The following is a 15,774-nucleotide window of genomic DNA, read 5'->3' on the forward strand; positions in this document are numbered from 1 at the left end:
ATTTTGAATTTATTTAGATATATTTCACAAACTGTTAGTCCAATAAAGCAATCCATGATATTTAAAAAATTCGTCCCGTTGCTATAATGTGAATTAGGGGTAGGTGAAACTATGCTTGATATCAAATATATTCTAGAAATGAACGGGATCGATAAGCGTTTTCAAGGTGTACATGCTCTAAAAGAATGCAGTTTAAATCTGAAAGCAGGCGAAGTTCTGGCTCTCGTCGGCGAAAATGGCGCCGGCAAAAGCACGATGATGAGGGTACTTACCGGAATTTGCAGCATGGACAGCGGCGAGATTATTTACTTTGGAAATCATGTCTCGTTTAAAAATCCCAAGGAAGCACAGATGGCCGGTATCTCGATTGTCCATCAGGAATTGAATCTGATGACCCATCTGACAGTCGCACAAAATATTTTTATCGGCCGTGAAAACAAAGGCTTGATTACCAACGACAAGATCATTAACCGGAAGACGGCTGAACTTTTTAAAAAGCTCAACATCAATATCAGCCCGATCGAAAAAGTCGGAAACCTGTCGGTCGGCAAGCAGCAAATGGTCGAAATCGCCAAGGCGATCTCCTATGACTCCAAGATTATTGTTTTTGATGAACCCAGTTCAGCCCTCACTGATACGGAAATTGACGACCTTTTCAAAATAATCGGTGAACTCAAGCAAAACGGCGTTGGCATCATCTATATCTCTCACCGCATGGACGAGATCAAACGTATCACGGACCGTATAACGGTTATGCGTGACGGTGAGTATATAGCGACAGTAAAAACAGCGGATGTTACGCTTGACGAGGTTATCAAAATGATGGTCGGCCGCACGGTTTTCGAGCCGCCTAAAAGCCATGCCACCGTTCCGAAAAATGCCGAAATTATTCTGAAAGTAGAAGGACTCACTTCCAAGGATGTGCAGGATATATCTTTTACGCTCAGACGCGGAGAGATTCTCGGATTTGCGGGACTGATGGGAGCTGGAAGAACAGAGATCGCAAGACTTCTCGTAGGCGCTGACCCGAAAATTCGCGGAAAGATTTGGCTCAACGGAAAAGAAGTGAATTTTAAGTCACCCCATGACGCAGTTAAAGCAGGCATCTGTTATCTTTCGGAAGACAGAAAACGCTACGGCCTTGCTCTCGGGATGACCGTTGCGAATAATATCGTAATGCCAAGCCTTGACAAATTTTTAAAGTATTGGGTGTTGGATGAAAAAAAGATCAGCGATGTATCATTAAAATATATCGATGATATCAATGTAAAAACCCCTTCGGAAAAGCAGCTTGTCAAAAATCTTTCGGGAGGCAATCAGCAGAAAACGATAATCGCAAAGTGGCTTTTGAAAAACTGCGACGTGATGATCTTTGACGAACCCACCCGTGGTATTGACATCGGGGCTAAAAGTGAAATCTATAAACTGATGACGAAACTGGCGCAGGAGGGAAAATCCATCATTTTAATCTCCAGCGAACTGCCCGAATTGCTTCGTATGAGCGACAGGATTTATATCATGTGTGAAGGCTGCAACACAGGGGAACTTCCAATTGAAGACGCAGATCAAAACACGATTATGAAATATGCAACGACAAGAAAAGGAGTAACATGCAATGAAAAATGAGATTGTTAAAATCAAATCGGGAACCGCTCTGCAAAAATTACTTGCGTTTGCCGCTTTGATAGTCATCTATACCTTCTTTGCAATATTCGGCAACAACTTTGTTTCAACCTCCACAATACTGAATATTCTCTCAAGCTCGTATTATGTGGGCTTTTTGGCAATCGGCGTTACTTTTGTCATCATTACCGGCGGAATTGACCTCTCAATCGGCACGGTTCTGATGTGCTCCGCTCTGATCGGCGCACTCGCATACCGTGACTGGGGCTGGCCGCTCTGGCTGGCGCTTCTGCTGATTGTGTTTGTCGGCACCGTTTTCGGCCTTATCAACGGCTTATTGGTCACAAAACTGAAATTGCCGCCGTTTATAGCAACTCTGGGCATGATGATGGTATCTCTGGGCTTTGGTTCAATTATTACAAATACCACTTCAAAGAACTTTCCGACGATAAACGAGGCGGACAGCTGGTTCAGCAGAGTTTTTCTAAAAACCAAAGCGGATATGTTCGGAAGCAGCATTGATATCCCGACGGCAGCGATCTGGCTCTTTTCCTTCTTTTTCATCATGCTGCTCGTTTTAAACAAAACAAAAATAGGCAGGTACATTTTCGCCATAGGCAGTAATGAAGAAGCGGTGCGCTTGTCCGGCGTTAAAAGCGACAACTGGAAATGCATCGCCTATGTGATCAGCGGAATGAGTGCGGGATTAGGCGCAATCTTTTACGCAGCAACATACAGCAGGGTTATACCCAATACGGGCAACGGATTTGAATTAACTGCCATCGCAGCTGTTGTCATAGGAGGCACTTCGCTATCGGGAGGCGTCGGTTCCCTTACCGGCACATTAATAGGTGTCTTTATTATGAGCATACTAAAGAACGGTTTGGTATCCATCAGTTTGCCGGCGCCATATCAGACCTTTTTTACCGGTCTTGTTGTTATCGGAGCGGTAATGTTGGATATATACAGGAACGAGAAGGCAAATAAGGTAAAAAAACATTGAGGAGGGTATTTCATGAAAAAGTCGGTACGAATTTTAGCGATCTTGTTGGCGGTCTCACTTTTAACCGGTATGCTCACCGGCTGTAAAAAATCGACCAGCGAAGAAACGGCAAAATTCTATATTCCGGTTATCGCAAAGGGCTTCCAGCATCAGTTCTGGCAGGTTGTAAAGCAAGGCTCTGAAGATGCAGGCAGAGACCTTGGCGTCGAAGTTTACTTTACCGGACCCGAGGGCGAAAGCGCAATCAGCACGCAGGTTGATATGTTAAACCAGGAACTTGCAAAGAATCCCAAAGCGATTTGTCTCGCGGCTTTGGATACCAGCGCCGTGACATCTCAGCTTAAAGATGCGTTTGACAACAATATACCGGTGATCGGATTTGACTCCGGCATTCCGAATGCGCCCGCCGGTCAGGTAGCTGCCACCGCCGCTACCAATAACCCCAATGCAGCTGCTATCGGCGCTGAGCATATGTATCCCTTGCTGAAGGACGAAATCAGCGCTGCCACCGTCGAAAATCCCGTTGTGATTTCCGTCTTCTCTCAGGATGCCACTTCTGCGTCGGTTACCGGAAGGACCAAGGGGTTTGCGGAGAAAATGTACGACCTTGTAAAAGCGGATTTCGCAGATATGGCAGTTGCAATCACAGGCGATTATTCTGTCATCAATAAAGGCGATGCCAACCCCGCAGTTATTATCAAGATAACGGTGGGCGCGACTCCCGACCTGACCGACATGACAAACTCGGCTAACGGCATTCTGAAAACGACCAATTTGCTGGGTATCTTCTGTTCCAATGAAGGTGCGGTAACCGCCCTCCTTGCGGCAATAAACGCGGGCTCACCGCTTCCCGCCGGTGTTCAGGTTGTCGGCTTCGACGCCGGATCCGGGCAGAAGGCGGCTGTCAGAAGCGGTCAGTTCCTTGGTTCCATTACGCAGGATCCGTACCAGATTGGCTATAAAGCGGTTCAGCTTGCCGTTGATGCCGCAAACGGAAAACCGGTCTCCGACATTGATACGGGCGCCAAATGGTATGACAAGAACAATATGGACCAGGAAGACATTGCAAAACTGCTTTACGACTAAACGATTGGTTGGTGAATTCTGCAGGGAAACGGCGTGCCCGTTTCCCTGCAGTTCTCCCTCGTGCTAACTGATTTTAAACAGACAGAAGGTGTCGAATTACATGCTTGACGTTGTTGCCACAGGCGATTTGCTCGTCGATTTCGCTCAAAAGGGAAAAACGGACATGGGCCTGCCGATTCTTGAAGCGCAGCCCGGCGGGGCGAGTGCAAATTATATTTGCACCTGTGCGAAATTCGGACTCGATACCGCTTTTATCGGAAAGGTAGGAGATGATGCCTTCGGCAGATTATTGTCAAATCTGATGGAAAGATTGAATGTTAATAACAGCAATATTGTGCTTGATAAAAAGTACTTCACGACTCTTGCGTTTGTGACCTTGGACGAGAACGGTGACAGATCGTTTTCATTTGCCAGAAAGCCCGGCGCCGACATGAAATTTGAATTTTATGAGGTAAATAAAAATTTATTAAACTGCAGATTATTCCACTTCGGAAGCCTGATGCTTACTCATGAACCTTCGCGCAGTACGACGTTAAAAATGATAAAAGAAGCGCGTCATAACGGTGCGCTGATATCTTTTGACCCCAATCTCCGTGAGAGCCTCTGGGATGATCTTGATACCGCTAAAAAATATATGATCATTGGACTAAAAGAAGCTGACATCGTTAAGATCAGCGATGATGAGATTGGATTCCTTTTTGGTTGCGACGAAAAACTCGGCGGCGAAATTTTGGTTGCGGAACATAATGTGAAGCTTTGTTTTATAACAATGGGAAAACGGGGCTGTTATTTCAAAACGAGTAAATATGCCGGTTATGTAAAACCATTTGATGTTGATACTATCGATACGACGGGAGCAGGCGATATTTTCGGCGGCAGCGCAGCGTATAAGTTCCTTTCTCTTCATAAATCAATAGAAGAACTTACAGATACCGATTTGCGCATGATCGCTGAATTCGCAAATACCGCGGCCTCTTTATCAACCTCAAAAAAGGGGGGAATTCCATCCGTTCCCGGTATTGAAGAAGTTATCAGGAATATGGCATATGCAGAGTAACTTTTATCGCTTAACGTTCAATTAACTATTAAATGCACAAAATAATTGCTTTTCTTTAATGTATATGTGTAAACTACCTTTTGAATAAAGTGATAAAAGCCGCCGAAAACTCGGCGGCTTTTTCTGAGTGACTTTCTGAATTTATGATGTTTTGTTCTTCTTTCTGGCTGCAATATAAATCCACGCTGCTGCGATCAACAGCGCTACTACGACTGGAATCCACCACCAAACGAAATTCTTTGAATCCGTAACCACTGTAGGAATACTTTCTTCGGATATAACCACCACGGAAGTTTCGGAAACGCTCGTTTCACCGGACACCTGCGATACTTCTGTCGAAGAGACGGGCTGCGCGCCTTGAGATGATACCGCATCAGTTGCCGTTTTTGAAGTTGCACCTGATGTACCGGCTGAAGCGGATGCATACGACGAAATTGAAACCGATGATGCTTTTGAAGATGAAGTGCCCGCAGCGCTCGAACGTGCAGAACTCAAAGCCGAGGACGAAACGCTTGAAGTGCTTGACGTTGAGGAACCGGAGGATGAAATCGTAACCGAAGTGCTTGTACTCGAAGCCGCAATGCTGGAAACCGATGACGTCAGGGATGAGGTTGATATCGAGGAATCGGAAGAAGACGAGGACGAAGCGCTTGAAGTGCTTGACGTTGAGGAACTGGAGGACGATGTCGACGAAGAGGTCACCGCCTTGCAGCTCACAGTTATCGAATCGCTGCCGCAGGACACAGACTCAGACGGAGGAATACTTCCTGTCAGCCGTGCGGCCTTTTCGCCGGATATCGAAATTGAACCCGTCGTATCGGCCGTCACGACGCATTTCAATACCACCGAAATCAATGTGACCGTCGTGCTTGTATTCGCAGAGGTATCCCACTCACCTGTCGTGTTTCCGGATACCAGCTCAAAGCAGCTGTCATACGTGAGATCCGCCTGCACGGCGGCGGCATCACTCACCGATGCGGTCACCGTAAAGGTGGACGTATCTCCGGCCGTCATCGAAATCGGTCCGGAAATACTTAGAGATACGCTGCCTTCCGCCGATACGGTGATGGTCAAAGCTGTCGTGAGCAGAACAAGCGTCAGCAGAATACCAAGTAGTTTTTTCATCATTTTCACCTCATTGCGCGGTAATCGTATAAGTCCCCAGGATGTGGGCCCGGATGTAGAGGATGTCGGTAATATCGATCACCGAATCTCCATTGATGTCAGCTGCGGCCAATTCGCAGACCGACATCGTATAGGTACCGACAATCTGTGCGCGCTGATACAGGATATCATCAATATCACCGATTCCGTCTCCGCTTACATCGCCCAGCACAGAGATCGTCAACGTGTCAACGATAACGCCGTTGACATAGTACTTTACGGTCATTCCGGTCGCTACGACGCCGCTGCCCGTACATTCGGTATCGCCGCCGAAGATCTTGATATCCGCCGTGTCATTCAGGAGTTTTCCCTTGAGCTCGTCGGCGGTGGTTCCCAATGAGACCATTTTCAAAACATCGTTCGCCGCGTCGATCGTGTAGACCGATGTCTCAATGGAAGTCCGTTTCACCACCACCGCAGCGGTTGCACTGGCCGAGGTTGCGGACGCGCTGCCCAGACCGGCATTATCGGAATTCGTCACCACGCAGTAGTAATAGGTTGTCCCGATCGTATCTGTCGGCGGGGAATAACTGCTCAAAATCGCGCCCGTGATCAGTACGCCGTTCGTGTTGCTGTCCGTGCTGTTGCTGTACCACTGATAGGATAGTGTACCTTTATTCGCACTCGCCGTCACGCTCAGCGGCTGTATGGTTCCACCTGCGAGAACCGTCACGCCCTGCGGATTTCCGGTGATGCTCGGAGGCTCCATGCCGGTGGCGCCGAACTCATAGGTCACGGTCAGGGTGCCGTTGCTGTTCAGTGTAACGCTGGTCGCTCCGTATGTATTGACCGTCGCGGTTGTACTCGATGTGAATTTATAGCCGGAATCCGCCGTTAACGTGACACTGGCTGTATAAGCCTCATTGTATGCGAAGGGCGAATCAGTCGGTGACCACGAGACCTCTGCCGAAGCGGAAACACCGGTTGCCGTTACTGCTGCGGAATTATCAGGTATTGCATCCGCAACGGGTGCCGTGATGTCGCTGATCGCCACACTTGCAATCGGCTCTGCGCCGGTCGATGCGAACGTATAGGTCACGGTCAGAGTGCTGCCGTCGCCGCTAGCTGTGACACTGGTTGCTGCGTATGTATTGACCGTCGCGGTCGTGCTCGATGTGAATTTATAGCCGGAAGCCGCAGTCAAAACGACCGTAACCGTATAACTCGTCCCATATACGAATGTCGAAGCACTCGGGCTCCATGAGACACCGCTCACCGTCGCACCGGTCGTCGCCGTTGTCCCTGCCGTTGACGGTGCATTTCCGGCAACAGGTTCCACAACACCCGTCACTTCAACGCTGCTGACTACTGCCGCAGTCGCGGTGAACTGATAGGTCAAAGTCAGTGAACTGCCGCTGTTTGCTGTAATAGTCGCGTCGTTTCCATTGATCTTTATCGATGTCATACTGGATGCAAATTCATAACCGGAAGCCGCATTTAGAACGACCGTAACCGTGTAGCTCGTTCCATATACGAATGTCGAAACGCTCGGGCTCCATGAGACACTGCTCACCGTCGCACCCGTCGTCGCCGTTGTCCCTGCCGTTGACGGTGCATTCCCGGCAACAGGCTCCACAACACCCGTCACTGCGACGCTACTGATCGGCTCTGCCCCGGTCGATGTAAACGCATAAGTCACGGTTAAAGTGCTGCCGTCGCTGCTCGGTATAACGCTAGTTGCCTCGTATGTATTAACCGTCGCAGTCGTACCGGATACAAATTTATAACTCGAACCCGCAGTCAGGACAACGGTAGCCGTATAATTTACGCCGTATACAAAATTGCCTGATACCGCGTTTCCTGAAGCGGTTTCTGTCCATGTGACCGCTGCCGTAGCGGAAACGCCGGTTGCCGCCACTGCTGCCGATGCGTCGGGAGTTGACCCCGCAACCGGTGTGTCAATCTCGGTAATCGCAACACCTGTGATCGCTTCCAAACAGGTCACTGTCAGCGACCCGCCTGTACAAGATACCGCTTCGGACGGAGGAATAGCGCCCGTCAGCCGTCCGGCCACGATATTGCTCAGCGAGAGCGCACCGGTGGTATTGATGCTCGTCCCGTTCTTGCAGGTTAAATTCACTGTAAACAGGACAATTGTCTCGCTTGCATTTGCTGTGACGTCCCACTCGAACTGCAGCGTTCCGGTGCTGTTATTATCAGAGATCGTCACGTCTCCATCCTTGTCCGCGTAGGAGACATACTCAAAGAAACCGGTGTCATAGTTCAGGGTCGCCTGTATGGCGGCGACATCATCCAACGTCGCGGACACCGTAAAGGTTCCGGTCTCGCCGGGTGCCAGTGTACTCGGTCCGGAGATGCTCAGAGAAGAACCGCCCGTCGCCGAGGTGGTGAGGGTAAAGGACGTTGCGATCAGGAAAAGTGCCGTCAGAATGCCGAATAGTCTTTTCATCTTTTTTACCTCATTTCGCATTAATTGTATAGTCTCCAAGGATATGAGCCCGGACATAAAGGATGTCGATGATATTCACCGCCATATCACCGTTGATATCCGCCGCAGCGGCCTCGCAGGCCGACATCGCGTAGGCGCCGATGATCTGAGCGCGCAGATACAGAATATCATTCACATTAATGACCCCGTCGCCGCTCGCGTCTCCGAATACGGAGATCTTCAACTCATCCTGAACAGCGCCGTTTACATAGTACCTCACGGTCATTCCGGTCGCCACGGTGTCGCCCGTATATTCGGTTTCACCGTTGAAGATCTTGATATCTGCCATGTCATTCAGGAGTTTTGCCTTAAGCCCGTTGGCGGAAGTGCCGGCAGAGACCATTGACAGAATTCCGTTTGCTGTGTCAACGGTGTAGTCGGATGACTGGATCGACGCCAGTTTCACCGTCACCGCCGCGGTTTGTGTAGTCGCGGTCTTGCTGTCCGTATTGACGCCGTCCGAATTTGTCACCACGCAGTAGTAATAAATGATTCCAACCGTATTCGTCGGCGCGGAATAACTGCTTGCGGTAGCGCTTCCGATCGACGTACCGCCCGTACTGCTGTCCGTGCTGTTGCTGTACCACTGATAGGATAGGGTGCCGCCGTCCGTAACGCTTGCGGAAACGCTCAGTTCCGCCGTTCCCCCCGCGGCAGCTGTCACGCTTTGCGGCTGTGCCGTGATGCTCGGGGTCTCCATACCGGTCAAGGGGAATGCGTAGGTCACGGTCAATGTGCTTCCGTCGCCGCTCGCCGTGGCGCTGGATGCCGTAACCCCGTTGACCGTCGCGGTCGTACCGGTCGTGAACTGATAACCGGTTTGTACCGTCAGGGTGACGCTGGCCGTATAGACCTTGTTGTATGCAAAGGTGGAATCATTCGGTGTCCACGTGACATCGCCCGTTATTGTTGCGCCTTCAGTCACTGTTTCCGCCGTTGTGTCAGGTATTCCGCCGGCAGCCGGTTCGGTGATGCCCGTGATCGCCACGCTGGTGATCTGCTGATTTGCCGTGGCGTCGAATTGATAGGATGCGTTCAGCGTACCGTCGCCGTTGTCCGTAACAGCCGCACTGTGATCGTCAATCGTCACTGTCGCACCGGACGCGAATTCATAACCGGACTGCGCCGTCAGTGTGACGGTCGCCGTATATTGCGTGCCGTATCCAAAGGTTGTGACGTTCGGGCTCCACGAAACTGCACTCACCGTCACGCCTGTGGTCGATGTAGCCGCCGCCGTATCAGGTGTTGCTCCTGCGACCGGCGTGTCAATATCGGTTACTGCGACGCTGCTCACGCTCACATTCGTGGCTTCGGTATATTTAAAGAGGTAAAGTGTACTGTAAGCAGTGGATGAAGTATTTGCGAAGTAATAGGTGCCGCTGCTCGAAGTAAGATAAAGATAAAAATATGTCGACCCCCCTGATCCACCAAGTAAACGAAGTTGGCTTCCGCTTGACCCGTATACATACATCCATTCGTTATAGGCAGATCCTTCATCGTCCGTAGTGAGATAAACCCCCGGACTACCGCTTGATTTGCGCGTCAGATAGTTGCTTCCGTTCATGACATTATAGCCGTTTCCGTCCGCGGTAAATATCCAAAGCATATCATCACTGACTGTTGAAGTAACTTTATCATTCGACACAGTAACCTCTTCGCCTTCCAAATAGCTATAAGATCCACTTGTGAATGTAGTTGTCGTCAGCGCGTAATAATCGGTATCCGACAGGGCGGCGATGACATAGGTCTCCCCGTCTTCGATACTTGTGGCGAGTTCGTACGTCGGTACGTTCGGATCCGCGCCCGTCTCATCAAAGGTATAAGTCACGGTCAGCGTGCCGTCGGCATTCAACGTGGTGCTGGTCGCAGCATTGCCGTTGACGGTCACAGCTGTACCGGATGTGAATTCATAACCGGATGGTGCGGTCAGCGTGACGCCGGCCGTATATGCCGTGCTGTATGTGAAGGTACTTGAGACCGTGGGAGTCCAGGTCACCGTGCCCGCCGTACCGATCGATACCGACGCAGTTGTGTCGGGCTCTGCACCGGCAATCGGTGTTGTGATGTCCGTGACCACCACGCTGGTGATCGGTTCTTCTCCGGTCGCTTCGAACGCGTATGTTACGGTCAGCGTACCACTGCCGGGTGTATACTCGACCGCTGTTCCGCCGTTCACAGATACGGACACGGTGGACGCGAATGTATAGTTGGCGTTCGGCGTCAAAGTGACACTGGCCGTATACGCCGTGTTATATGCAAACGTGCTTGACACGGTCGGTGTCCATGTGACCGTACCCGCCGTCACGCCGTTTGTCGATACCGTCGCCGATGTGGCGGGTGTCGCTCCGCCTTCCGGTGCCGTGATACTGATATCCACTTCGCTGACGGTCCCGCCTGCCGGCTCGGTCACTTTAAAGAGGTAAACTTCCGCATAAGAAGAAGTTACCGCGGTGAAGTTCGTGCCAGTCAAGCTCAACGAGAATTTTTGACTTCCATGAAGATTTTTTAATTGCGTTCCAATAAGAGACCAAGTGATATAATATGTATCTTCACTTTGAATGTAAAGTCCGCCTGACTGTCCTGATACACGAATTAAATAAATTCCGTCTTGATCTCTTATGGTATACCCATCCCCATAGGTGCTGTCTGTGTGAGCATCAAATTTCCAGAGCATATCATCCGTAACAGTTGATGTAATTGCAGCATTTGTGACAGTTACGCTCGTTCCCGTCATTACCGTTGTGCTATAAGGTACGTTTGTTAAAGCATAATAATCGGAACCAGACAGGGCGGTGATGACATAGGTCTCCCCGTCTTCAATACTCGAGGCCAATTCATAAGTCGGTCCGTTCGGATCCGCGCCCGTCGCATTAAAAGTGTAGGTCACGGTCAGCGTGCCGTCGGTATTCAGCGTGGTGCAGGTCGCGGCATTGCCGTTGACGGTCACAGTTGCATCGGACGCGAATTCGTAACCGGACTGTGCCGTCAACGTAACACTGGCCGTATATGTCGTGCTGTATGCGAAAGTATCAGTGACCTCCGGCATCCAGACCGCTGCACCCGGATCCGTAATCCCGCTGGAAACCGTTACGTTTGTATCCGGTGCCACGCCGCCCACGGGATCGGTGAGATCAGCGATTTCAACACTGTCGATGATCTGTGTCGTGGAACCGGTACCCTCGGTCAGCTTATAGAGGTAGATCATACCACTGTAAGTTGTTGATGTACTATTTCTAAAATAATATGTGCTACCGCTGTTTGTGACATAAAGATAGAATGTCACTTGTGAAGAACTAATGGTTGTCAGATTATGATTAGTACCGTCAAAAATCCAGTCTGAATAGGAAGATCCATCTTCCGTTGTATCGGCTTCAATACCGCCTGACGTGCCGGATACGCGGTTCAAATAATAACTTCCGTTCATAATGTCATACCCGTCGCCGTCTGCGGTAAATACCCAAAGCATACTGTCGCTTACCGTAGAAACAATTTTATCGTCCGATATCGTGGCCGCGGAACCGAGTAAATAAGATACACTGCTTATGGTTGTAGAACTTGTTGTCAGCGCATAATAATCAGAACCCGACTCGGCCACGATCAAATAGGTCGCGCCCTCTTCTACGCTCGAAGCCAATTCATAGGTCGTCTCGGTGCTGCCGGCGGCTGTCGTGAACGTATAGGTGACGGTCAGCGTGCCTGAATCGAGAACGGCGGTCGCGTCATATCCGTTGACGGTGGCGGTCACGCCGGACGTGAACGAATATCCGCTCGGCGCCGTCAGCACGACTGTGGCCATATAGGAGGTTTCATAGTCGAAGGCAGTCGGATTCGGGTTCCAGCTCACGGTATAGGAAGAACCCTCAAACGGGCCGGAGACCACGGCGTCCGTATTCGGTACATCGCCGGGTTCAGGTGCTGTGACCGTGATCGCGACGTCGTTGATTTCCTCATTGGGAGTATCATCCTCAATGGTCACCGAATAGGAGGATGTGGTCGTGCCGCTCAAATTTTTATAATCAAAGTCGATCGTCGTGCCGCTGCTGGTTTTGGCAAGCGTCGCGAGCATGCCGTAGGCATTCTGAGTGCCGGCGTTCATCGCACCGAAGTTGGCATAGGTGAAATTGATGGTGACCGGTGACGAAGTGCTGGAACATTGAATGGTATTACCCGCCACCTTGACCGTCCCGTAATTGGTGTCATTCACTGTGTGGTTATGTCCCCACAGGAAAATGACGTTTGGGTAATTGTTCAGCACTTCCACCATTGCCGCCGCGTTGCCCGTAGTTCTGCTGTTGAAATAATGCAGCGGACAGTGCGAAGCGACAAAGACCGGTACGGACGGATCGATGGTTTTCAGTGCTGCGTCCAGATTGCTGATCTCGGTGGTGGAAAACGATTGGCTCGATGAATCCACCGAATAAATCGCATAATCGGACCCGGAATAGACTAATCCGGCTGCATAGGTTCCGCCGTCGTTGTCGTGATTCCCTTTCACCAACACCGACGGAGTACCGCTGTACGTACTGCTGACGATGGATACACATTGTGCAGCCACCGTGAACCCCTCATAATCACCTCCGAATACCATATAATCCAACGTCGTGGTACCGCTGCTCATCGACCTGTTCAGCCAAGTTTGCAGGTTTGAAGTGTTGTTGTGCACGTCCGAAGTGAATGCAATAAAATAGGTCGGTGTACCTTCCGCAAACACCGTTTGCGAAAACAACCCGAACAACATCGTGATTGCAATCAAAATCGCAATAACGTTTTTCCTTTTTATCAATTCATTCCCTTTCATGTTTCTTCCTCCTGTTATACTTTTCTTTTTCAATTGTGTGTTTTCGCGTCTGAAGGAATTATAAAATTACAGTTTTTTTGTTAAGTTTATTTCGTCGTTTCAAAGCCTGTCCGAATGCTCTTGAAATGCTGCAATTAAACGAATCTCATAACCCCGCCGAAACAATCCCTTTTTTATATTTTAGACGCATCATATAACCTAATAGCAGTTATTTGGTAACAATTTGTTAAAAACTACCGGTGATTTATAACCATGTCTATCGTATGGATATCTCGCCGGCAAAATCTGGGAAATCTTGTATTGTCCAACATTGTATATTAAATTGGTTACATTTCGGTTACATTTCGATTCACCAATTTATTCAATTTTTCGTTTTTATTCATTTTTATGTATTATTTGCTTGTTTTATGTCTATTTATGTCGATTTTTGAAGAAATTTTCTGCCTGTAAACCTCTGTAAAAGAATCACCTTTCTAACTCTTTCTTCCCTTTTTCCTTTTCTTACGGCTTTTCCTTTTCGCCCATTCCTGCTAAAATAAAAAAACACCCATCCGGGTGCTTTTTTATTGGCGGAGAAGGAGAGATTCGAACTCTCGCGACGGTTTCCCGTCCTACGCCCTTAGCAGGGGCGCCTCTTCGGCCAACTTGAGTACTTCTCCATACGGCCAAAGGTCTTGCTTTTTTCACTTTTCGATTTATCTGAACGGACGCCTAACACCGGAATCCTGAGTCCGACTTTTTGGCGGAGAGAGTGAGATTCGAACTCACGGCTCTTACGAGTCACCGGTTTTCAAGACCGGCTCCTTAAACCACTCGGACATCTCTCCGAACAGCCCTAACATCATATCACACCACCCGGGACTTGTCAATATTGTAAATTCGAAAAATCTTTACAACTTCACCCCTTCGTGCGCAAAGACGCGTTTCACCGAAAGTAAGCAACACTTTAAATCAAACCCGAAGGACATTCGTTTGACATACTCACCGTCAAACGCGGCTTTTTGCTTGCTGGTCAGTTCATCTCTGCCGTTAATCTGCGCCCAGCCGGTCAACCCCGGCCTTACCGAATTGGCCCCGACCTTATCGCGCTCTTCAATCAGATCGTATTGATTGAACAATGCCGGCCGCGGTCCCACAACCGCCATATCCCCCCGTAGAATGTTGAATAACTGCGGCAGTTCGTCCAAGCTGTATTTACGTAAAAACCGCCCGACTCCGGTGATAAAAAACTGCGGATTTTCAAGCAAATCAGTGGCAAGATCTTTCGGTGTATCGGTTCGCATCGTCCTGAATTTATAAATATTAAACAGTTTCTTATCCTTTTTTACACGCTTCTGCACAAAAAATACCGGTCCCTTGGAATCCACTGCGATGATAAGCATAATCACAAGGAAAAACGGCCAGATCAGCAAAACCGCGATCAGCGCCGCCGAAAAATCCAAAATCCGTTTGACCGTCTTGTACATCAAAATCCCCGCAGAAATTCATCGGGCGTGCATCTGTTTTACCCGTGTTTTATATTGAAATTATAAGAATTCTTAAGTGAAAAGTCAATACGGCAAAAATACCGTGCCGTCCGAGCGGATCACCGCCCGGCCGGCGGTCAGTTCCGCAATCGCCGCCGTCAGTTCGCCCGTTTTTTCTTTGGCCAGATAATATTCAAAAGTCACTTTTTCCGTATATTCCGTTCCGGTGACAACCGCACCGCCGTTTTGCAGGGCGTTTTTCACCCGATCTCCGTCGGCATATTCCACCGTAATCGCAAACCGCTCACACAGCGTCATTGTCACGATTCCTGCGGCTTCGACGCCCAATTTCGCAGCAGCGCCATAAGCCCGTACCAGTCCGCCCGCGCCGAGTAATATCCCACCAAAATAACGCGTTACCACAATCGCACTTTTGAAAATCCGTCCCGCTTTCAATACCTGCAAAACCGGTGTTCCTGCAGTCCCGGACGGCTCCCCGTCGTCGCTTGCACGCATATTCCCGTCGTCGATAAAATATGCCCAGACGTTGTGCGTAGCATCTTTATATTGCTGCTTGATGCGTGAAACAAACGCCTCCGCCTCGCCGGCATTTTCGACCGGACGCGCGGTGGTGATAAATTTAGACCGCTGTTCCACGAATACGGCTTCCGCTTCGATTTTTAAAGTCAGATAGCTATCCATATACTCCAAAAAAAGCAAAAAGCGGCGCCATAGCACCGCGAAATTTGCTCAAATAGATTACTTCTGTTCGAGATTGAATCTCTTGTTGAACTTATCAACGCGTCCGCCGCTGTCGACCAGCTTCTGTTTGCCCGTAAAAAACGGATGGCATTTTGAGCAGATATCAAGACGCATATCCTTTTTGGTAGAGCCCACTTCGATCTCCTCACCACAGGCGCATCTGATTGTTGTCTTCTCGTATTTCGGATGAATCTTTTCCTTCATGTCGTCTCACCTCTTTGCAAAGCCGTTGACTCAAAGTCATAACAGCGGTTAATTATAACACGTGGTTCATCCCCTGTCAAGGATTTTTGACGAAAATCTTCATGTTGTTTTGTAGGATTACAATTGATGTGTTACAAAAGGGAGGAGGAAAAAAAGAGTAGC

The 15,774-nt window shown here is 49.2% G+C and carries 10 protein-coding genes and 2 tRNA genes; 4 read left to right on the top strand and 8 right to left on the bottom strand.

Translation table 11 applies throughout. The annotated features are described in order from the left end of the window. The first annotated feature begins 111 nt into the window (after positions 1–111). The 4 genes from PK629_11375 to PK629_11390 all read left to right on the top strand — a co-directional run bounded on the left by PK629_11375 (position 112) and on the right by PK629_11390 (position 4,769). Positions 112–1,626, top strand: a complete 1,515-nt coding sequence (locus tag PK629_11375; GenBank protein ID HOP12079.1) for a sugar ABC transporter ATP-binding protein — start codon at positions 112–114, stop codon at positions 1,624–1,626. Further along, positions 1,616–2,626, top strand: a complete 1,011-nt coding sequence (locus PK629_11380; protein ID HOP12080.1) for an ABC transporter permease — start codon at positions 1,616–1,618, stop codon at positions 2,624–2,626. Before PK629_11375 ends, PK629_11380 begins: the two co-directional genes overlap by 11 nt. A gap of 12 nt (positions 2,627–2,638) precedes the next feature. Beyond that, positions 2,639–3,712 (top strand): substrate-binding domain-containing protein, encoded by a 1,074-nt coding sequence (locus PK629_11385; protein ID HOP12081.1) that lies wholly within the window; start codon positions 2,639–2,641, stop codon positions 3,710–3,712. A 100-nt stretch (positions 3,713–3,812) separates the two neighbouring features. Beyond that, positions 3,813–4,769 carry a carbohydrate kinase gene (locus PK629_11390; protein HOP12082.1) on the top strand — a complete coding sequence of 319 codons (957 nt, stop codon included), beginning with the start codon at positions 3,813–3,815 and terminating at the stop codon, positions 4,767–4,769. 141 nt (positions 4,770–4,910) lie between these two features. Here PK629_11390 and PK629_11395 read toward each other — a convergent pair whose 3' ends face one another. From PK629_11395 to rpmE, 8 genes are all read right to left on the bottom strand, one after another. Then, positions 4,911–5,897, bottom strand: a complete 987-nt coding sequence (locus tag PK629_11395; protein ID HOP12083.1) for a hypothetical protein — start codon at positions 5,895–5,897, stop codon at positions 4,911–4,913. Positions 5,898–5,904: 7 nt separating this feature from the next. Then, positions 5,905–8,343: a hypothetical protein gene (locus PK629_11400; protein HOP12084.1), complete on the bottom strand. Its 2,439-nt coding sequence runs from the start codon at positions 8,341–8,343 to the stop codon at positions 5,905–5,907. Positions 8,344–8,353: 10 nt separating this feature from the next. Next, positions 8,354–13,180: a metallophosphoesterase gene (locus PK629_11405; protein HOP12085.1), complete on the bottom strand. Its 4,827-nt coding sequence runs from the start codon at positions 13,178–13,180 to the stop codon at positions 8,354–8,356. Positions 13,181–13,747: 567 nt separating this feature from the next. Beyond that, positions 13,748–13,839: transfer RNA gene (locus PK629_11410), tRNA-Ser, on the bottom strand. A gap of 81 nt (positions 13,840–13,920) precedes the next feature. Then, positions 13,921–14,007: transfer RNA gene (locus PK629_11415), tRNA-Ser, on the bottom strand. Positions 14,008–14,070: 63 nt separating this feature from the next. Next, the gene (locus PK629_11420) at positions 14,071–14,646 is read right to left on the bottom strand and encodes a sugar transferase (GenBank protein ID HOP12086.1); all 576 of its coding nucleotides are present in this window, start codon (positions 14,644–14,646) and stop codon (positions 14,071–14,073) included. 84 nt (positions 14,647–14,730) lie between these two features. Then, positions 14,731–15,348: a YigZ family protein gene (locus PK629_11425; GenBank protein HOP12087.1), complete on the bottom strand. Its 618-nt coding sequence runs from the start codon at positions 15,346–15,348 to the stop codon at positions 14,731–14,733. 57 nt (positions 15,349–15,405) lie between these two features. Beyond that, positions 15,406–15,612 (bottom strand): 50S ribosomal protein L31, encoded by a 207-nt coding sequence (gene rpmE, locus PK629_11430; GenBank protein HOP12088.1) that lies wholly within the window; start codon positions 15,610–15,612, stop codon positions 15,406–15,408. Positions 15,613–15,774: the final 162 nt, after the last annotated feature.

The organism is Oscillospiraceae bacterium, from assembly GCA_035380125.1.
Classification (GTDB): Bacteria; Bacillota; Clostridia; order Oscillospirales; family JAKOTC01; genus DAOPZJ01.